We start from the raw sequence: 18,877 nt of genomic DNA on the forward strand, positions 1-18,877 counted from the left end.
TGTAAGCCCAAGGTAAATAGCCGGTAAAGGCGCTTTTCTAAATGCGCCCCAGTGCTTATCTTTCAGCCTCCCCAAGAAGAAGCTCTCGCGCCCAATGGTTGATCACTCCATGCAATCCTCCCCCCGTAAGTCCCGCCGCTGGCTGTTCGGCCTGCTTGTGTTGCTGGTTATCGCCGGCCTGTGCTGGAAATTCTGGCCCGGCAGCCATAAAGACGGCGCCGAGAAGCCCGCGGGGCATGCCGGCAAAACGGGGATGATGCGCCCAGGCTTCGGTGGATCCACCGGCCCGGTGCCAGTGCGTGTGGCGCCTGCGGTGCTGGGCGAGTTTCCGGTGTACTACAAGGCGTTGGGCACGGTCACCGCACTCAACACCATCAATGTGCGCAGCCGGGTGGGCGGCGAGCTGGTGAAGATCGCCTTTGAAGAAGGGCAAATGGTCAAGGCTGGGGATCTGCTCGCCGAGATCGACCCGCGCAGCTACCAGAACGCCTTGCTCCAGGCCCAGGGCACGCTGATGCAGAATCAGGCCCAGTTGAAAAACGCCCAGGTCGACGTGCAACGTTACCGCGACCTGTATGCCCAGGACAGTATTGCCAAGCAGACCCTGGACACCGCTGAAGCGCTGGTTTTGCAATACCAGGGTACGGTCAAGACCAACCAGGGTGCGGTGGATGACGCCAAGCTCAACCTCGAATTCACCAAGATCCGCGCGCCCATAAGCGGCCGTGTCGGCCTGCGTCAAGTGGACGTCGGCAACCTGGTGGCGGCCAACGACACCACGTTCCTGGCCGTGATCACCCAGACCCAGCCGATCAGCGTGGCCTTCACGCTGCCGGAAAACACCCTGGAAACCGTGCTCACCCGCTACCACGCCGGCAACAAGCTGCCGGTGGAAGCCTGGGACCGTGGTGATGTGAAGCAACAGGCCGTGGGTGTGCTGCAAAGCCTGGACAACCAGATCGACGTGACCACCGGTACCCTGAAATTCAAGGCACGCTTCGATAACAAGGACCAGGCGCTGTTCCCCAATCAGTTCGTCAATGTGCACCTGCTGGCCGATACCTTGCACAACGTAGTGCTGGCGCCGTCGGCGGCGATCCAGTTCGGCAACACCGGTACCTTCGTCTACGTGCTCGACGGTGACAAGAAGGTCAAGGTGCAGCCCCTGGTGGTGGGTGATACCGACGGCGACAACACCGTGATCAAAGAAGGCCTCAAAGCCGGCGACCGCGTGGTCCTGGAAGGTACCGACCGCCTCAAGGACGGCAGCGAGATCGAAGTGGTGAACGACAGCAGCGAAGTGCCGACCACCCCGACCGAACACCTGCAAGGCAAGCCAGCGGCGAAAGGGGAGACCGGCACCACCGCCGGCAAGGCGCAAAAGGTCGGTTCATGAACCTGTCGCGGCTGTTTATCCTTCGCCCGGTCGCCACCACGCTGAGCATGCTGGCCATTGTTCTGGCCGGCATCATCGCGTACCGCTTGCTGCCGGTGTCGGCCTTGCCCCAGGTGGATTACCCGACCATCCGGGTGATGACCCTGTACCCCGGCGCGAGCCCGGACGTGATGACGAGTGCGGTCACCGCGCCGCTGGAACGCCAGTTCGGGCAAATGCCGGGCCTCACGCAGATGGCCTCCACCAGCTCCGGCGGTGCGTCGGTGCTGACCCTGCGTTTCAACCTCGACATCAATATGGATGTCGCCGAGCAACAAGTGCAGGCCGCGATCAACGCTGCCACCAACCTGCTGCCCAAGGACTTGCCGGCGCCGCCGGTGTACAACAAGGTCAACCCGGCGGATACCCCGGTGCTGACCCTTGCGATCACTTCCAAGACCATGCTGCTGCCCAAGCTCAATGACCTGGTCGACACGCGCATGGCGCAGAAAATTGCGCAGATCAGCGGCGTCGGCATGGTCAGCATCGCCGGCGGCCAGCGCCAGGCCGTGCGCATCAAGGTCAACCCCGAAGCCCTGGCAGCCAATGGCTTGAACCTGTCGGACGTGCGCACGCTGATCGCGGCGTCCAACGTCAATCAGCCCAAGGGTAACTTCGACGGCCCAACGCGGGTGTCGATGCTCGACGCCAACGACCAGTTGGTCTCGCCCCAGCAATACGCCGAACTGATCCTCGCCTACAACAATGGCGCGCCGCTGCGCCTCAAGGACGTGGCGCAGATCGTCGACGGCGCCGAAAACGAACGCCTCGCCGCCTGGGCCAACCAAAACCAGGCCGTGCTGCTGAATATCCAGCGCCAGCCAGGGGCCAACGTGATCGAGGTGGTGGACCGCATCAAGGCGCTGCTGCCGAGCATCACCGACAACCTGCCGGCCGGCCTCGATGTGACGGTGCTCACCGACCGCACCCAGACCATCCGCGCCTCGGTAAAAGACGTACAGCATGAATTGCTCATCGCCATTGCCCTGGTGGTGATGGTGACCTTCCTGTTCCTGCGCCGGGTCAGCGCCACGCTCATTCCGTCCATTGCCGTACCGCTGTCCCTGGTGGGCACCTTTGGCGTGATGTACCTGGCGGGGTTCTCCATCAACAACCTGACGCTGATGGCATTGACCATCGCCACCGGGTTTGTGGTGGACGATGCCATCGTGATGCTGGAGAACATTTCCCGTTACATCGAAGAAGGCGAGACCCCGCTGGCCGCCGCACTCAAGGGCGCCAAGCAGATCGGCTTCACCCTGATTTCCCTGACCCTGTCGCTGATCGCGGTGCTGATTCCCCTGCTGTTCATGGCTGACGTGGTGGGGCGCTTGTTCCGTGAGTTCGCCATCACCCTCGCGGTGGCGATCCTGATTTCCCTGGTGGTGTCGCTGACCCTCACGCCAATGATGTGCGCACGCTTGCTCAAGCGCGAACCCAAGGAAGAAGAACAAAGCCGTTTCTACAAGGCCAGCGGCGCCTGGATCGATTGGTTGATCGCGCGTTACGGCAGCATGTTGCAGTGGGTGCTCAAGCACCAGCCGCTGACCCTGCTGGTCGCCATCGCCACCCTGGGCCTGACCGTGGTGCTGTACCTGGTGGTGCCCAAGGGCTTCTTTCCGGTGCAGGACACCGGGGTGATCCAGGGTATTTCCGAAGCGCCGCAGTCAATTTCCTTCGCCGCTATGAGCCAGCGCCAGCAGGAATTGGCCAAGATCATCCTGGCCGATCCGGCAGTGGAAAGCCTGTCTTCCTACATTGGCGTGGACGGCGATAACGCGACCCTCAACAGCGGGCGCCTGCTGATCAACCTCAAGGCCCACGGCCAGCGCGATTTGAGCGCTGCCCAGGTGATCACGCGTTTGCAGCCGGAAATCGATAAGCTGGTGGGTATCCGCCTGTTCATGCAGCCGGTGCAGGACCTGACCATTGAAGACCGCGTCAGCCGCACCCAGTACCAGTTCAGCATGTCCTCACCCGATGCCGAGTTGCTGGCGTTGTGGAGCGACAAGCTGGTGCACGCGTTGAGCCAGTTGCCCGAACTCACCGACGTTGCCAGCGACCTGCAGGACAAGGGTTTGCAGGTGTACCTGGTGATCGACCGCGATGCGGCTTCGCGCCTGGGCGTCAGCGTGTCGACCATCACCGACGCATTGTATGACGCGTTCGGCCAGCGGCAGATTTCCACCATCTACACCCAGGCCAGCCAGTACCGTGTGGTATTGCAGGCCCAGTCCGGCGAAACCCTGGGGCCGGAGGCGCTGAACCAGATCCATGTGAAAACCACCGATGGTGGCCAGGTGCGCCTGTCCAGCCTGGCCCATGTGGAACAGCGTCAGGCCCAATTGGCGATAGCGCATATCGGCCAGTTCCCGGCAGTGATGATGTCGTTCAACCTGGCCCCCGGCGTTGCGCTGGGCAAAGGGGTGGAACTGATCAACCAGACCCAGAAAGACATTGGCATGCCGGTGGGCGTGCAGACCCAGTTCCAGGGCGCGGCCCAGGCCTTCGAAGCCTCGTTGTCGAGTACCTTGTTGTTGATCCTGGCGGCGGTGGTCACCATGTACATCGTGTTGGGCGTGCTCTACGAGAGCTATATCCATCCGATCACCATTCTCTCGACCTTGCCGTCGGCGGCCGTGGGCGCCTTGCTGGCGTTGCTGCTCAGTGGCAATGACCTGGGCATGATCGCGATCATCGGCATTATCTTGCTGATCGGTATCGTCAAGAAGAACGCGATCATGATGATCGACTTTGCCCTCGACGCCGAACGCAACCAGGGCCTCGACCCGCAGACCGCGATCTACCAGGCGGCACTGCTGCGCTTTCGGCCGATCCTGATGACCACACTGGCTGCGCTGTTTGGCGCGGTGCCGTTGATGCTCGCCACGGGATCCGGTGCCGAATTGCGTCAACCCTTGGGCTTGGTGATGGTCGGTGGTCTGCTGGTCAGCCAGGTGCTGACTCTGTTCACCACGCCGGTGATCTACCTGTACTTCGATCGCCTTGGCCGTCGCTGGCGTAAAGAGCCGCAAAGCCTGGAGCCGGTTGAGTCATGAACCTGTCCGGACCTTTCATTCGTCGGCCGGTAGCGACCATGCTGCTGAGCCTGGCGATCATGTTGCTGGGCGGTGTCAGCTTCAACCTGCTGCCGGTGTCGCCGCTGCCGCAGATCGACTTTCCGGTAATCGTTGTATCGGCGAGTTTGCCCGGCGCGAGCCCTGAGGTGATGGCGTCTACCGTGGCCACGCCGCTGGAGCGCTCGTTTGGCTCGATTGCCGGCATTACCACCATGAGCAGCTCGTCGAGCCAGGGCTCTACTCGGGTAATCCTCGCATTTGACTCCGACCGTGATATCAACGGTGCAGCGCGGGAAGTGCAGGCGGCAATCAACGCCTCGCGCAACCTGCTGCCCAGCGGTATGCGCAGCATGCCGACCTACAAAAAGATCAACCCGTCCCAGGCGCCGATCATGGTGCTGTCGCTGACCTCGGACGTGCTGCAGAAGGGCCAGCTGTACGACCTGGCCTCGACCATCCTTTCGCAAAGCCTGTCCCAGGTGCCCGGTGTGGGCGAAGTGCAGATCGGCGGCAGTTCGTTGCCGGCAGTGCGCATCGAGCTGGAGCCCAAGGCCCTCGACCAGTACGGCGTGGCCCTCGACGACGTGCGCAACACCATCGCCAACGCCAATCAGCGCCGGCCCAAAGGCTCCTTGGAGGACAGCCAGCGCAACTGGCAGATCCAGGCCAACGACCAGTTGGAAAAGGCCAAGGACTACGAGCCGCTGCTGATTCGCTACCAGAATGGCGCGGCGTTGCGCCTTGGCGATGTGGCCAAGATCAGCGACGGCGTTGAAGACCGCTACAACAGCGGCTTCTTCAACAACGAACCGGCGGTGCTGCTGGTGATCAATCGCCAGTCTGGGGCCAACATCATCGAGACGGTCAGGCAGATCAAGGCGCAATTGCCGGCGTTGCAGGCGGTGTTGCCGTCCAGCGTCAAGCTGAGCCTGGCGATGGACCGTTCGCCGGTGATCACCGCCACGTTGCACGAAGCCGAAATGACCTTGCTGATTGCCGTCGGGCTGGTGATCCTGGTGGTGTACCTGTTCCTGGGTAACTTCCGCGCCTCGCTGATTCCTACCTTGGCGGTGCCGGTGTCGCTGGTGGGTACCTTTGCGGTGATGTACCTGTACGGTTTTTCGTTGAACAACTTTTCGTTGATGGCGTTGATCCTGGCCACCGGCCTGGTGGTGGACGATGCCATCGTGGTGCTGGAGAACATTTCCCGGCATATCGACGAGGGTGTGCCGCCGATGAAGGCCGCGTACCTGGGGGCCCAGGAAGTCGGCTTTACCTTGCTGTCGATGAACGTGTCGCTGGTGGCGGTGTTCCTGTCCATCCTGTTTATGGGCGGGATCGTCACCAACCTGTTTCGCGAGTTTTCCATCACCTTGTCGGCGGCGATCATTGTGTCGCTGATCGTCTCGCTGACCCTGACCCCCATGCTCTGCGCACGCTGGCTCAAGCCCCATGTCAAAGGCCAGATGACCGGTTTGCAGCGCTGGAGCCAGAAGATCAACGACCGCATGGTCGCAGGCTACGCCACCAGCCTGGACTGGGTGCTGCGCCATCGTCGCCTGACCCTGCTCAGCCTGTTGCTGACCATCGGCCTGAATGTGGCGCTGTACGTGGTGGTGCCGAAAACCTTCATGCCGCAGCAGGACACCGGCCAGTTGATCGGTTTTGTGCGCGGCGACGATGGGCTGTCGTTCAGCGTGATGCAGCCGAAAATGGAAACCTTCCGCAAGGCGGTGCTCAAGGACCCGGCGGTGCTCAGCGTGGCCGGCTTCATCGGCGGCAACAACGGCACCAACAATGCGGTGATGCTGGTGCGTCTGAAGCCCATCAGCGAGCGCAAGATTTCCGCCCAGGCGGTGATCGAGCGCCTGCGCAAGGACGTGCCGCTGGTGCCGGGCGGGCGGCTGTTCCTGATGGCCGACCAGGACCTGCAATTCGGCGGTAGCCGCGACCAGACCAGCGCCCAGTATTCCTACATCCTGCAAAGCGGCGACTTGGCGGCACTGCGGCTGTGGTACCCGAAAGTGGTGGCCGCCTTGCGCGAGCTGCCGGAACTCACCGCCATCGACGCCCGCGAAGGCCGGGGTGCGGCGCAGGTCACGCTGATTGTCGACCGTGACCAGGCCAAGCGCCTGGGTATCGACATGGACATGGTCACGGCGGTGCTCAACAACGCCTACAGCCAGCGGCAGATTTCCACCATCTACGACAGCCTCAACCAGTACCAGGTGGTGATGGAGGTCAATCCTAGATACGCCCAGGACCCGATCACACTTAATCAGATGCAGGTGATCACTGCCGATGGCGCGCGGGTGCCGTTATCGACCATTGCCCACTATGAGAACAGCCTGGCCGACGATCGCGTCAGCCACGAAGGCCAGTTCGCCTCGGAAAACATCGCCTTTGACATGGCCCCCGGGGTGACGGTGGAGCAGGGTACGGCCGCCATCGAGCGGGCGATTGCCAAGGTCGGGTTGCCGGAAGACGTGATCGCCAAGATGGCCGGCACCGCCGATGCCTTCGCGGCCACGCAGAAGGGCCAGCCGTTCATGATCCTGGGGGCGTTGGTGGCGGTGTACCTGGTGCTGGGTATTCTGTATGAGAGCTACATTCACCCGCTGACGATTCTTTCGACCTTGCCGTCAGCCGGCGTCGGCGCGATGCTCGCGATTTACCTGACCGGTGGCGAGTTCAGTCTGATCTCCCTGCTGGGGCTGTTCCTGCTGATCGGCGTGGTGAAGAAAAACGCGATCCTGATGATCGACCTGGCCTTGCAGTTGGAGCGCCACGACGGCATGAGCCCGCTGGAGTCGATTCGCAGTGCCTGCCTGCTGCGTTTGCGGCCGATCCTGATGACCACTCTGGCAGCCATCCTCGGTGCGTTGCCGTTGCTGCTGGGCGCGGGCGATGGCGCGGAAATGCGTCGCCCCTTGGGCCTGACCATTATCGGCGGCCTGGTGTTCAGCCAGATCCTGACCCTCTACACCACCCCGGTGGTTTACCTCTATCTCGACCGCGCGCGCCATCGCTTCAACGCCTGGCGCGGCGTGCGTACCGATGCTGCCCTGGACACTGCGCTATGACCGATTCAATCAACGCCAATGCACCGCAGTCCCCTGTAGGCGCCGGCTTGCTGGCGAAAAACTCACCGTTACCGCGTACTTTCAGGCTGTGCGCGTTTTCGTTGACGACCTTCGCGAGCAAGCTCGCTCCTACAATGGGATTGGCGTTGTTGCTCAGTGCTTGCGCTATTGGCCCCGACTACCAGCGCCCGGAAGTCGTGGAACCGGCGCAGTTCAAGGAAGCCCAGGGCTGGCGTCAGGCTACCCCTAGTGACTCCCTGGCCCGTGGCGCCTGGTGGGAACTGTACGGCGACCGCCAGCTCAACGACTTGGTGATGCGCCTGAACACGGCCAACCAGACCGTGGCCCAGGCCGAGGCGCGCTTCCGCCAGGCCCAGGCGCTGGCGCGCAGTTCCCGTGGCGCTTTTTACCCCACCGTTGACCTTAGCGTGGGGAAAACCCGCGCCAGTCAGGGCACCGGCAGCAGCAACGCGAGCCTGAGCAGTTCCAGCAGCGGCATTCGCGACACCCTCAATGCCCAGTTGGGCGTGAGCTGGGAAGCGGATATCTGGGGCAAATTGCGTCGCGGCCTGGAAGCCAACGAAGCCAGCGCCGAAGCCAGCTCGGCGGACCTGGCGGCGATGCGCCTGAGCCAGCAATCGGAACTGGTGCAAAGTTACCTGCAACTGCGCGTCATGGATGAACAGACGCGCTTGCTGCAAGCCACGCTGGAGACCTATCAACGCTCCCTGCAAATGACTGAAAACCAGTACCGTGCCGGGGTCTCCGGCAAGGACGCGGTGGCCCAGGCACAAACCCAGCTCAAGACCACCCAGGCCAGCCTGATCGACCTGATCTGGCAGCGTGCCCAATTGGAAAACGCGATTGCCGTGTTGATCGGCGAGGCTCCGGCCAACTTCAACCTGGCGGTGAGCAAGGACATCCCGGCACTGCCGCAGATTCCGGTGAGCCTGCCGTCTCAACTGCTGGAGCGCCGTCCGGACATCGCCTCGGCCGAACGCTCGGTGATCGCCGCCAACGCCAATATCGGTGTCGCCAAGGCGGCCTACTACCCGGACCTGAGCCTGAGCTTGGCCGGCGGCTACTCCAGCAGTACCTACGCCGACTGGATCAGCCTGCCGAATCGCTTCTGGTCGGTGGGGCCGAAACTCGCCATGACCCTGTTTGACGGTGGCCAGCGTTCGGCGGAAGTCGACCGTACCGTGGCCTCCTATGATGAGACGGTGGCCAAGTACCGCCAGACCGTGCTGGATGGTTTCCGCGAAGTGGAAAACTACATGGTGCAGCTCAAGGTGCTGGAAGACGAGGCGGTGGTCAGCAACGAAGCGCTGGAGGCCGCACGTGAATCGCTGCGCCTGACCCAGAATCAGTACAAGGCCGGCCTGATTGCCTACCTGGACGTAGTCACCGTGCAAGCCACGGCCTTGAGCAACGAACGCACGGTGCTGACCTTGCTGCAGACGCGCCTGGTTGCCAGCGTGCAATTGATCGCCGCATTGGGCGGCGGTTGGGACGGGCAGACACCGATCGCGGACAAAAAATAAACATAAACCGAGCCATTGTGGGAGCGGGCTTGCTCGCGAATGCGGAGTGTCAGTCACTGAACATTTGACTGATTCACTGCCTTCGCGAGCAAGCCCGCTCCCACATTCGGCCGCAACTGACCCTCGGGTTCGAGTAGCTGTTGAGCCATATGATTGACGTCAAAATGCCACTAATGGCGCTCTGATAATTAATCAACTGTTCAATAATTATTCTCGCTACAATCGCCCGCTTTGCCACCTGGTACGGGCGTCTTAGTCCCGTTGTGCACGAGAAGTCCCATGCTCATCGGTAGTTATTCACCCTCCCTGGTCGTGATCTCGCTGTTCGTGGCGATCCTGGCTTCCTACACCGCGCTGGACCTGTCCGGACGCATCGCCACCGCCAATGGCCGCGCTGTCTATTTATGGATAACCGGCGGCGCCATCGCGATGGGCGTAGGGGTCTGGTCGATGCACTTTATCGGCATGCTGGCGTTGCGCTTGCCGTTTGCCTTGGGCTTCGACCTGGGGATCACGGCGCTGTCGTTGTTGATCGCGGTGTTGTCGAGCGGCTTTGCCTTGTGGCTGATCAGTCAGCCGCGTTTACCTGCCTGGCAACTGGCGTTTGGCGCGCTGGTCATGGGCACCGGCATTGCGTGTATGCATTACACCGGCATGGCCGCGATGCGCATGACGCCGGGCATTGACTATGACCCCACTCTGTTTGGCGCTTCGTTGTTGATCGCCGTCGCGGCGTCTGGCGCTGCGCTGTGGATCGCCCATAACTTGCGTCGTAACGCGCCGTATGTGCGCCTTGCGCGTGGGGGCGCCGCGGTGGTGATGGGCTTTGCCATCGTCGGCATGCATTACACGGGGATGGCCGCGGCACGTTTCGCCGATGACAGCGTTTGCGGTGCTGCACTGAACGGCTTGAGCGGCAAGGGGCTGGACAACCTGGTGCTGGTGACCACCCTGGCCGTGCTGGCCATCGCCTTGCTCACCTCGTTGCTCGATGCACGCCTGGAAGCGCGTACTGCAGTGCTGGCCGATTCCCTGACCCTGGCCAACCAGGAACTGACCCACCTGGCCCTGCACGACATGCTCACGGGTTTGCCCAATCGCACCTTGTTGGCCGATCGCATTCAACAGGCCATGCAGGTCGTGAAAGAGCAGGGCGGTTGCTTCGCGCTGATGTTTATCGACCTCGACGGCTTCAAACCGGTCAACGATGCGTTTGGCCATCACATGGGTGACCAATTGTTGCGTGAGGTCGGCCTGCGCCTGCGCGAAGACTTGCGCAGTCAGGACACCTTGGCGCGCATTGGCGGCGATGAGTTCGTGTTGCTGGTGCAACTGACTCAGCCGGACGATGCCCTTGGCCTTGCCGAGCGCCAAGTGATCCTGATCAACCGAGCGTTCCAGGTGGCCGAGCATGAGCTTAAGATCTCTGCCAGCGTGGGCATCGCCATGTTCCCGGGCAACGGCCACAACCCCCAGGAATTGCTGATGAACGCCGACGCCGCGATGTACCACGCCAAAGGCATGGGCAAGAACGGCTACAGCTTCTTTGATGCCTCGATGAACACCAATGCACGCAAGCAATTGCAACTGCTGCAGGACCTGCGCAATGCGGTGGAGCAGGAGCAATTCCGCTTGTACTACCAGCCCAAGTGCGACGCGGTCAGCGGTATCCCGGTGGGGGCCGAGGCCCTGCTGCGCTGGGAGCATCCGCAACAAGGGCTACTGCTGCCGGCGATGTTTATCGAGCTGGCGGAAAAGACCGGCCTGATCATTCCGATCGGTGAATGGGTGCTCAACGAGGCCTGTCGCCAGATGAGCCTGTGGTACGCCCAGGGCTACGAAGACTGGCGTATTGCCGTGAACCTGTCGGCGTTGCAGTTCTGCCACGCCGGGTTGGTCAAGAGCGTGGCCGACGCCCTGGAGCGGCACCAGTTGCCGGCCAATAACCTGACCCTGGAAATCACCGAAACCACTGCCATGAGCGACGCCGATGCGAGCATGACCGTGTTGCAGCAGCTGTCGGACATGGGCGTCGATTTGTCCATCGACGACTTCGGCACCGGTTATTCCAGCCTGATGTACCTCAAGCGCCTGCCGGCCAACGAGCTGAAGATCGACCGGGGGTTTGTACGCGATCTGGAACACGACAGCGACGACGCCGCCATCGTTTCCGCCATTGTCGCCCTCGGCCAGGCCCTGGGGCTGCGCATTGTCGCCGAAGGCGTGGAAACCGATGTGCAGCAGAGTTTCCTCACCCGGCTGGGGTGCAACTCCCTGCAGGGGTATCTGCTGGGCCATCCGTTGCCGGCGGAGGGGTTCATGACGGACATCCAGCGCGCCGAAGAGGCGGTAGCGCCTGACAAAAGCCGTGCGTGACGGTTATTCTTGGATCCAACCCTTAGCATCAGGTTGAATCAGGAGACCGCACCCATGGACAAAGTCGTCATCATCACCGGAGGCAGCCGTGGGATTGGCGCCGAGACGGCCTTGCTGGCCGCCCGCCAGGGCTATCGCATCTGCATCAACTACCAGTCCGACGAAGACGCAGCCCATCGTGTGCTCGAACAGGTGCGTGCGCTGGGTGCCCAGGCCATTGCCGTGCGCGCGGATGTGAGCATCGAGGATGAAGTGATCGCGCTGTTCCATCGGGTGGACGCCGAGTTGGGCCGCGTGACCGCATTGGTCAACAATGCCGGCACGGTGGGGCATAAATCCCGCGTGGATGAGATGTCCGAATTCCGCATCCTGAAAGTCATGAAGACCAACGTGCTCGGCCCGATCCTCTGTGCCAAGCATGCGGTGCTGCGCATGTCGCCCAAGCATGGCGGGCAGGGTGGTAGCATCGTCAACGTGTCGTCAGTGGCGGCTCGCTTGGGTTCGCCGGGTGAATACGTCGACTACGCGGCCTCCAAAGGCGCACTCGACACCTTCACCCTGGGCTTGTCCAAAGAGGTGGCGGGTGAGGGTATTCGTGTCAACGCCGTGCGGCCTGGCTACATCTTCACCGACTTCCATGCCCTGAGCGGCGACCCCGACCGGGTCAGCAAGTTGGAATCCGGTATTCCCATGGCCCGGGGCGGGCGCCCGGATGAAGTGGCGGAAGCGATTATCTGGTTGCTCTCGGATAAGGCGTCTTATGCCACCGGGACGTTCCTCGATTTGGGCGGTGGTCGTTAAGCACCTGCTGCTTACGTCTGTAGATGGTGCAGCACGTCGTAACCCTTGCGGGAAAAAGCCTGGAGCAGGCTGGCTTCGGAATTGTCCAGGATGCTGGAACCGTTGCTGGCCGAGCCGTCTATCTGTCCATTACGGCGATGGCTGGCGTTCAAGTAACGATCGTCTGCGTTATCGAGAAATCGCAATACCTTGTCCAGGTCGATCGCCAACAGGGCGCCCCATTGGCGCGTGCATTTCGCGTAGCTGTTGCGTGCGCGTTCTTGTGTGGCCTCTTGTGGAGTGGGGTTCCTGCTCAAAACGATCGGATAATACGCCCCAATGTTTCCATGGCTTCCTCCGATGCCTCGGTCCACGGACTGCCGTAATTCAGGCGAATGCAGTTCCTGAAGCGCTGGGTCGCCGAGAAGATCGGCCCCGGCGCAATGCTGATGCCTTGCGCCAAGGCCATCTGGAACAACTTTAACGAATCCGTCTGCTCCGGCAGCTCCAGCCACAGGAAATACCCGCCGGCGGGTTGGCTGACGCGCGTCTGCGCCGGGAAGTAGCGGGCGATGGCCGTCAGCATGGCGCTTTGCTGTTCCTCCAGGGCATAGCGCAATTTGCGCAGGTGCCGGTCATAACCGCCGTGCTGCAAGTAATCGGCAATCGCCGCCTGGGCGGGCATCGAAGGGCAAAGCGAGGTCATCAACTTCAAGCGCTCAACCTTTTGCGCGAAGCGCCCGGCGGCCACCCAACCCACGCGATAGCCGGGGGCCAGGCTCTTGGCGAAAGAGCCGCAATGCATCACCAGGCCTTCGGTGTCGAACGCCTTGGCGGGTTTCGGCGCCTGTTGGCCGTAATACAGTTCGGCGTACACATCGTCTTCGATCAAGGGCACTTGATGGCCGCGTAACAGCTCCACCAGTGCCTGCTTCTTGGCTTCCGGCAGGGTTGCGCCCATGGGGTTCTGGAAGCTGGTCATGGTCCAGCAGGCCTTGATCGGGTAGCGCTCCAGGGTTTGCGCGAGCGCGTTGAGGTCAATGCCATCGCGCGGGTGCACGGGGATTTCCACTGCCTTGAGTTTCAAACGCTCCAACACTTGCAGGCAGGCGTAGAACGCCGGGGCTTCGATGGCCACCAGGTCACCGGGTTCCGTGACGGCTTGCAGGCACAGGTTCAAAGCCTCCAACGCGCCGTTGGTGATCAGCAGCTCTTCCATCGGTAGCATCAACCCGCCGACCATGTAGCGCAGGGCAATCTGCCGGCGCAGTTGCGGGTTGCCCGGCGACATGTCGGTGACCACCAGGCGCGGGTCCATCTCACGGCTGGCGCTGGCCAGGGAGCGCGCCAGGCGCGGCAGTGGAAACAGCATAGGGCTGGGGAACGCCGAGCCGAACGGTACGGTGTTCGGGTCCTTGATCGAATCGAGTACCGAGAACACCAGTTCGCTCACATCCACTTCGGTGGACTCATGCACCTGCTCACTCACCACCGGCTCGGAAAACGGGCTGGGGGCATGGGTATTGACGAAATACCCGGAGCGTGGCCGCGCGCGGATCAGGCCACGGCGCTCCAGCAGGTAGTAAGCCTGGAACACCGTGGACGGGCTGATGCCGTAGGTCTGACTGGCATAGCGCACCGAGGGCACTCGCTGGCCGGGGCCCAGCACGCCGGAGCGGATCAGTTCTGCAATGTCGTCGGCGAATTTTTCGTAGCGTTTCATGAATATCCAAAAGATTTACGGTAGGAGCCGGCTTCTACAGGTTGCGAGGGTTCAGCGGTTCAGCGGTGCGACAAAACGGCTGTCGGCAGCGCTGTAGATCCATGGTTCATCCACATCCGTCACCTTGAAGCGCAAGGTCTGCGAACTGCTCGCAGGTTTGTCTGCCAGCAACGCCACCGACACGGGTACATCGCTGATTTCCCCCGGCGCCAGGCTGATCTCGGTCTTGCCTTGCAACTGGAAGCCCTCGGCGTCCACCAGCTCCAAGCGATAGTCCTGGCGCTGCTGCGTCTTGTTGATCACCTTGAGGCTGTAGATGTTTTCGATCAAACCCTGGGCGTTCTCGCGGAACATGCCCCGGTCCTTGGTCACGTCCAGCGACACCATTGGCCGCTCCACCAACGCCACCACCAGCGCCGCAATCATCACCAGCAGCACGGCACTGTAGCCGATCAGACGCGGCCTTAGCAGGTGCGTCTTGCCGCCTTGCAGTTGATGTTCGCTGGTGTAGCTCACCAGGCCGCGCGGGTAGCCCATTTTGTCCATGATCGAATCGCAGGCGTCGATGCACGCCGCGCAGCCGATGCACTCCATTTGCAGGCCGTCGCGGATGTCGATGCCAGTGGGGCAGACCTGCACGCACAGCTGGCAGTCGATGCAGTCGCCCAGGCCGACGTCGGCGGGTTTGACCTCACGTTTGCGCGGGCCACGCTGTTCGCCGCGTGCCACGTCATAGGAAATGGTCAGTGTGTCTTTGTCGAACATTACGCTCTGGAACCGCGCATACGGGCACATGTGCATGCACACCGCTTCACGCAGCCAGCCGGCATTGATGTAGGTGGCGCCGGTAAAGAACAGCACCCAGAACAGGCTGACGCCGCCCATCTGCCAGGTCAGTAGTTCGGCCGCCAAGGGGCGGATCGGCGTGAAATAGCCGACAAACGTCAGACCGGTCAGCACGCTGATGCCCAGCCATAACGTGTGCTTGGCCGAGCGTCGCGCCAATTTGTTCAGGCTCCAGGGTGCGGCTTGCAGCTTGATGCGCTGGTTGCGCTCGCCTTCGGTGACTTTTTCGCACCACATGAACAGCCAGGTGAACGAGCTTTGCGGGCAGGTGTAGCCGCACCAGACGCGACCGGCGAACACCGTGATCGCAAACAGGCCGAAGGCGCAGATGATCAGCAGCGCCGACAGCAGGATGAAGTCCTGCGGCCAGAACGTCGCTCCAAAGATGTGAAATTTGCTTTCAGCCAGGTCCCACAGCACCGCCTGCCGATCGTCCCAGTTCAGCCACACGGTGCCGAAAAAGGCCAGGAACAGGAAGCCCGCACCGCTCACGCGCAAGGTACGGAACAGCCCGGTGAAACTGCGGGTATGAATCAGGTTGTCACTGGATTTGGCCTTCACCTTCTTTGGGTGTGTGGGCTCAAAGATTTCCACGGTTGGGATGTGTTCGCTCATGGTCATTCGCTCATCAGCCTCCATCAGGCGGATGAACTATGCGCGTGACGCTGTTTGCATAACAGACTCAGGTATGGCGATAAAAAGCGGATCAGAGGGTGCGCGGGAAGATCGCTGCGACAATGTGCTGCACCCCGTGGCGTCAGGGGTGCAGCGTTATTTTGAATGCGCTGACACAGATCAATTAAATCAGCGAACCAGGTTCTTCTGCCTTCACGTGCTGACGTCCGTCATGGGCGCCGGCCACGGTCAGGGCATCGGCCTCCGCTTCAGTGATGTAGATCCGTTCGGCGGCCAATTCCACGTAGGACATGGATTTGTCGAGGTCGGTAACAATATTGACCCGAGTCGCCGGCACGCTCTGTTCCTGGCCGTTGTCATCGAGCATGAAGTAGCACAGGTGGTTTTCGATACGAATGGGCATGCCGTTCTCCTTATTCATGGGCTATGAGGATTAGGGGGCAGCAATGTGTGGGGGTTCCAGGCAACTGACTGGCGGTCACCGCTGTCCATCCTTTACCAACCATGACAAAGGACAGCTTCGATGGACGCTTGGTGGCTTGAAGTGTGGCAAACCCTGCAGGCTGAATTCGCCGACATTGGCGACGCCAAGCAGCTCACCCAGATCACCGTGCGCCTGCTGATCGCGGCGACCCTGGGCGGCATTCTTGGCTTTGAGCGAGAGAGCAAGGGCAAGGCCGCCGGGGTGCGCACCCACATGCTGGTGGCGTTGGGCGCGGCTTTGTTTGTGATGGTGCCGCAAATGTCCGGCAACCAGGCGGATGCCATGAGCCGGGTGGTGCAGGGTGTGATTGCGGGGATCGGCTTCCTGGGCGCGGGCACGATCATCAAGGGCAAGGATGATGAAGAGGGCCATGTCAAAGGCCTGACCACCGCAGCCGGTTTGTGGATGACCGCTGCGATCGGGGTCTCGGCCGGATTGGGCCGGGAATCGACAGCGGTACTCAGTACGTTACTGGCCTTGGTGGTGTTCAGCGTGATGCCGAAGATCGTCAAGCGTTTCGAGAAGGACTGACGATCACTGGCGGCATGGTCGTAGGGGGTTCCTCCACCGGCGGTGGCTCATTTTCGGGCGGTTCTTTTTCCGGAATGGGCTGCGGTTCGGTGGGCGGCAGGGTCGGTTTGTCGATATTCGGGTCCGGCGTTTCTGCCGGGATCGGGATATTCATCGGTGTGGCCTCCTTTGTGCTTTGCTCTATCGGTGGACAGCCGCCGGGGCGAATTGATTCCCCGCCCGATGGCGGCATATCCAGCTGAACTTTTAACCGGAGCCCAGGCTCGGACCTATTACGGTCATGCTCAGGAAGAGCGCGGCCGCCTCAGAATTCGGATCAAGCAAAGAGCGTCCACAGGGCGTAAGGGGAAGATGCTCGATGACTGCTGAAATAGAATCTTTGTTACCACTGTCCCAGGCACTGTTGCTGCCCAGGATTGCGATCGAAAGCACCACCCCCGTGATTGATGGCGGCGAATTTGCCGTGAAGGCCGTGGTCGGCCAACAGGTCAATGTCACCAGCAAAGTGTTCGCCGACGGCCATGACAAGCTCGCCGTGCTGATCCGCTGGCGCCCGCTGCAGGATGAAAGCTGGCACAGCGTGGTCATGACCGACGTGGGCAACAACGGCTGGGAGGGCACGTTTACCGTGACCCAGCAAGGCCCTCACGAATACTGCATCGAAGCCTGGATCGATACCTTCGCCAGCTTTTGCTATGAGCTACGCAAGAAACATGAGGCCGGCGTGCCGGTCAGCCTGGAGTTGCAGGAAGGCCGCAGCCTGGTGCTGCAAGCTGCCGAGCGCAGTGACAATGAGCTGCGCGATCGCCTGATGTTGCTGCACCATGAACTCTCCGGGCTGCTGGAAACCGAGCAGGTCGCGCAGTTCCTGCACGAAGACAGTGCACACCTGATGACCCAGGCCGATCATCGCGCCTATTTGAGCATCAGCACGGTTTACCCGATTGATGTGGAGCGTGAGGCGGCGCTGTTTGCCAGCTGGTATGAGCTGTTTCCACGCTCGATCACTGACGATCCTGCGCGTCACGGCACCTTTAATGACGTGCACTCGCGGCTGTCGATGATCCATGACATGGGCTTCGACGTGCTGTACTTCCCGCCGATCCACCCGATCGGGCGTAGCCACCGCAAGGGCAAGAACAACTCGCTGACCGCCGGCCCGGACGATCCGGGCAGCCCTTATGCGATTGGCAGCGAGGAGGGTGGCCATGAAGCCATCCATCCGCAACTGGGCAGTCGCGATGACTTCCGTCGCCTGGTCCAGGCGGCCGCCGAGCATGGGTTGGAGATCGCCCTGGACTTCGCGATCCAGTGTTCCCAGGACCATCCATGGCTCAAGGCCCATCCCGGCTGGTTCAACTGGCGCCCGGACGGCACGATCAAATACGCGGAGAACCCACCGAAGAAGTATCAGGACATCGTCAACGTCGACTTTTATGCCGCAGATGCCATCCCGAGCCTGTGGACGGAACTGCGCGACATCGTGGTGGGCTGGGTGGAAGAGGGCGTGAAGACCTTTCGCGTCGACAACCCCCACACCAAGCCGCTGCCGTTCTGGCAATGGCTGATCAGCGATGTCCGGTCCAAGTACCCCGAGGTGATTTTTCTCGCCGAAGCCTTCACCACCCCGGCGATGATGGCGCGCCTGGGTAAGGTCGGCTATTCCCAGAGCTACACCTATTTCACCTGGCGTAACACCAAGGCCGAGTTGAGCGAATACCTGACGCAGCTGAACGAATCACCGTGGCGCGAGTGCTACCGGCCGAATTTCTTCGTCAATACGCCGGACATCAACCCTGCCTTCCTGCACGAATCCGGCCGTGCCGGCTTCTTGATCCGTGCGGCACTGGCCACCATGGGCTCAGGGCTCTGGGGCATGTATTCAGGTTTCGAATTGTGCGAATCGGCCCCGGTGCCGGGTAAAGAGGAATACCTGGACTCGGAGAAATACGAAATCCGCCCACGGGACTACACGGCGCCCGGCAATATCATCGCCGAGATCGCCCAGCTCAACCGCATCCGCCGGCAGAACCCGGCGCTGCAGACGCACCTGGGGCTCAAGCTCTACAACGCCTGGAACGACAACATCCTGTATTTCGGCAAGCGCAGCGAGGATGGCAGCAACTTCATCCTGGTGGCCGTGAACCTTGACCCATTCAACGCCCAGGAAGCCCATTTCGAGTTGCCGCTATGGGAGTTGGGCCTGCCGGACGACGCCCAGACCCAGGGCGAAGACTTGATGAACGGCCATCGCTGGACCTGGTATGGCAAGAACCAGTGGACGCGACTGGACCCACAGATGCCCTTTGGAATCTGGCGTATCAGCCATTCCCCAGCCTGATGGAGATCCCCGGTGGGA

At 61.6% G+C, this 18,877-nt stretch carries 13 protein-coding genes; 8 read left to right on the plus strand and 5 right to left on the minus strand.

Annotated features, from left to right (window positions below; all coding sequences use genetic code 11):
- Positions 1-94: 94 nt before the first annotated feature.
- The 6 genes from PF1751_RS12175 (at position 95) to PF1751_RS12200 (ending at position 12,319) form a co-directional block, all read left to right on the plus strand.
- Complete coding sequence (locus tag PF1751_RS12175) at positions 95-1,396, plus strand: MdtA/MuxA family multidrug efflux RND transporter periplasmic adaptor subunit (protein ID WP_010210748.1); 1,302 nt, start codon at positions 95-97, stop codon at positions 1,394-1,396.
- The gene (locus PF1751_RS12180) at positions 1,393-4,494 is read left to right on the plus strand and encodes an MdtB/MuxB family multidrug efflux RND transporter permease subunit (protein ID WP_021491764.1); all 3,102 of its coding nucleotides are present in this window, start codon (positions 1,393-1,395) and stop codon (positions 4,492-4,494) included. Before PF1751_RS12175 ends, PF1751_RS12180 begins: the two co-directional genes overlap by 4 nt.
- Positions 4,491-7,598, plus strand: a complete 3,108-nt coding sequence (locus PF1751_RS12185; protein ID WP_021491763.1) for an efflux RND transporter permease subunit — start codon at positions 4,491-4,493, stop codon at positions 7,596-7,598. The genes PF1751_RS12180 and PF1751_RS12185 overlap by 4 nt, the downstream gene beginning before the upstream one ends.
- 134 nt (positions 7,599-7,732) lie before the next feature.
- On the plus strand, positions 7,733-9,142 hold the full coding sequence (locus tag PF1751_RS12190) for an efflux transporter outer membrane subunit (RefSeq protein ID WP_226994555.1): 1,410 nt from the start codon (positions 7,733-7,735) through the stop codon (positions 9,140-9,142).
- A 279-nt stretch (positions 9,143-9,421) separates the two neighbouring features.
- Positions 9,422-11,518: a putative bifunctional diguanylate cyclase/phosphodiesterase gene (locus PF1751_RS12195; protein ID WP_021491761.1), complete on the plus strand. Its 2,097-nt coding sequence runs from the start codon at positions 9,422-9,424 to the stop codon at positions 11,516-11,518.
- A gap of 54 nt (positions 11,519-11,572) precedes the next feature.
- Positions 11,573-12,319 (plus strand): SDR family oxidoreductase, encoded by a 747-nt coding sequence (locus tag PF1751_RS12200; protein WP_044287062.1) that lies wholly within the window; start codon positions 11,573-11,575, stop codon positions 12,317-12,319.
- An 11-nt stretch (positions 12,320-12,330) separates the two neighbouring features.
- Here PF1751_RS12200 and PF1751_RS12205 read toward each other — a convergent pair whose 3' ends face one another.
- The 4 genes from PF1751_RS12205 to PF1751_RS12220 form a co-directional block, all read right to left on the minus strand.
- Positions 12,331-12,528 (minus strand): hypothetical protein, encoded by a 198-nt coding sequence (locus PF1751_RS12205; RefSeq protein ID WP_010210740.1) that lies wholly within the window; start codon positions 12,526-12,528, stop codon positions 12,331-12,333.
- A gap of 83 nt (positions 12,529-12,611) precedes the next feature.
- Positions 12,612-14,021: a GntR family transcriptional regulator MpaR gene (mapR, locus tag PF1751_RS12210; RefSeq protein ID WP_010210739.1), complete on the minus strand. Its 1,410-nt coding sequence runs from the start codon at positions 14,019-14,021 to the stop codon at positions 12,612-12,614.
- A gap of 51 nt (positions 14,022-14,072) precedes the next feature.
- Positions 14,073-15,482, minus strand: coding sequence for a cytochrome c oxidase accessory protein CcoG (gene ccoG / locus PF1751_RS12215; protein ID WP_010210738.1), 1,410 nt, complete (start codon positions 15,480-15,482; stop codon positions 14,073-14,075).
- A 184-nt stretch (positions 15,483-15,666) separates the two neighbouring features.
- Positions 15,667-15,906 (minus strand): DUF3203 family protein, encoded by a 240-nt coding sequence (locus tag PF1751_RS12220; protein WP_010210735.1) that lies wholly within the window; start codon positions 15,904-15,906, stop codon positions 15,667-15,669.
- Positions 15,907-16,026: 120 nt separating this feature from the next.
- Between PF1751_RS12220 and PF1751_RS12225 the strand changes: the two genes are divergently transcribed.
- Positions 16,027-16,518, plus strand: a complete 492-nt coding sequence (locus tag PF1751_RS12225; protein WP_010210730.1) for an MgtC/SapB family protein — start codon at positions 16,027-16,029, stop codon at positions 16,516-16,518.
- On the opposite strand, the gene PF1751_RS29240 is transcribed toward PF1751_RS12225, so the two are convergent.
- Complete coding sequence (locus PF1751_RS29240; RefSeq protein WP_010210726.1) at positions 16,496-16,672, minus strand: hypothetical protein; 177 nt, start codon at positions 16,670-16,672, stop codon at positions 16,496-16,498. The two genes, PF1751_RS12225 and PF1751_RS29240, sit on opposite strands and share 23 nt — an antisense overlap.
- 204 nt (positions 16,673-16,876) lie before the next feature.
- Between PF1751_RS29240 and PF1751_RS12230 the strand changes: the two genes are divergently transcribed.
- Positions 16,877-18,859 (plus strand): alpha-1,4-glucan--maltose-1-phosphate maltosyltransferase, encoded by a 1,983-nt coding sequence (locus PF1751_RS12230; protein WP_010210725.1) that lies wholly within the window; start codon positions 16,877-16,879, stop codon positions 18,857-18,859.
- The last annotated feature ends 18 nt before the right edge of the window (positions 18,860-18,877 follow it).

It is taken from the genome of Pseudomonas simiae (genome assembly GCF_000934565.1).
GTDB classification, from domain to species: Bacteria; Pseudomonadota; Gammaproteobacteria; order Pseudomonadales; family Pseudomonadaceae; genus Aquipseudomonas; species Aquipseudomonas simiae.

Excerpts from the sequence above, each read along its gene's own strand:
- mapR (WP_010210739.1), bottom strand. The coding sequence starts at position 14,021 with ATGAAACGCTACGAAAAATTCGCCGACGACATTGCAGAACTGATCCGC.
- ccoG (WP_010210738.1), bottom strand. The coding sequence starts at position 15,482 with ATGAGCGAACACATCCCAACCGTGGAAATCTTTGAGCCCACACACCCA.
- PF1751_RS12200 (WP_044287062.1), top strand. The coding sequence starts at position 11,573 with ATGGACAAAGTCGTCATCATCACCGGAGGCAGCCGTGGGATTGGCGCC.
- PF1751_RS12185 (WP_021491763.1), top strand. The coding sequence starts at position 4,491 with ATGAACCTGTCCGGACCTTTCATTCGTCGGCCGGTAGCGACCATGCTG.
- PF1751_RS12230 (WP_010210725.1), top strand. The coding sequence starts at position 16,877 with ATGACTGCTGAAATAGAATCTTTGTTACCACTGTCCCAGGCACTGTTG.
- PF1751_RS12175 (WP_010210748.1), top strand. The coding sequence starts at position 95 with ATGGTTGATCACTCCATGCAATCCTCCCCCCGTAAGTCCCGCCGCTGG.
- PF1751_RS12225 (WP_010210730.1), top strand. The coding sequence starts at position 16,027 with ATGGACGCTTGGTGGCTTGAAGTGTGGCAAACCCTGCAGGCTGAATTC.
- PF1751_RS12195 (WP_021491761.1), top strand. The coding sequence starts at position 9,422 with ATGCTCATCGGTAGTTATTCACCCTCCCTGGTCGTGATCTCGCTGTTC.
- PF1751_RS12190 (WP_226994555.1), top strand. The coding sequence starts at position 7,733 with ATGGGATTGGCGTTGTTGCTCAGTGCTTGCGCTATTGGCCCCGACTAC.
- PF1751_RS12220 (WP_010210735.1), bottom strand. The coding sequence starts at position 15,906 with ATGCCCATTCGTATCGAAAACCACCTGTGCTACTTCATGCTCGATGAC.
- PF1751_RS12180 (WP_021491764.1), top strand. The coding sequence starts at position 1,393 with ATGAACCTGTCGCGGCTGTTTATCCTTCGCCCGGTCGCCACCACGCTG.
- PF1751_RS29240 (WP_010210726.1), bottom strand. The coding sequence starts at position 16,672 with ATGAATATCCCGATCCCGGCAGAAACGCCGGACCCGAATATCGACAAA.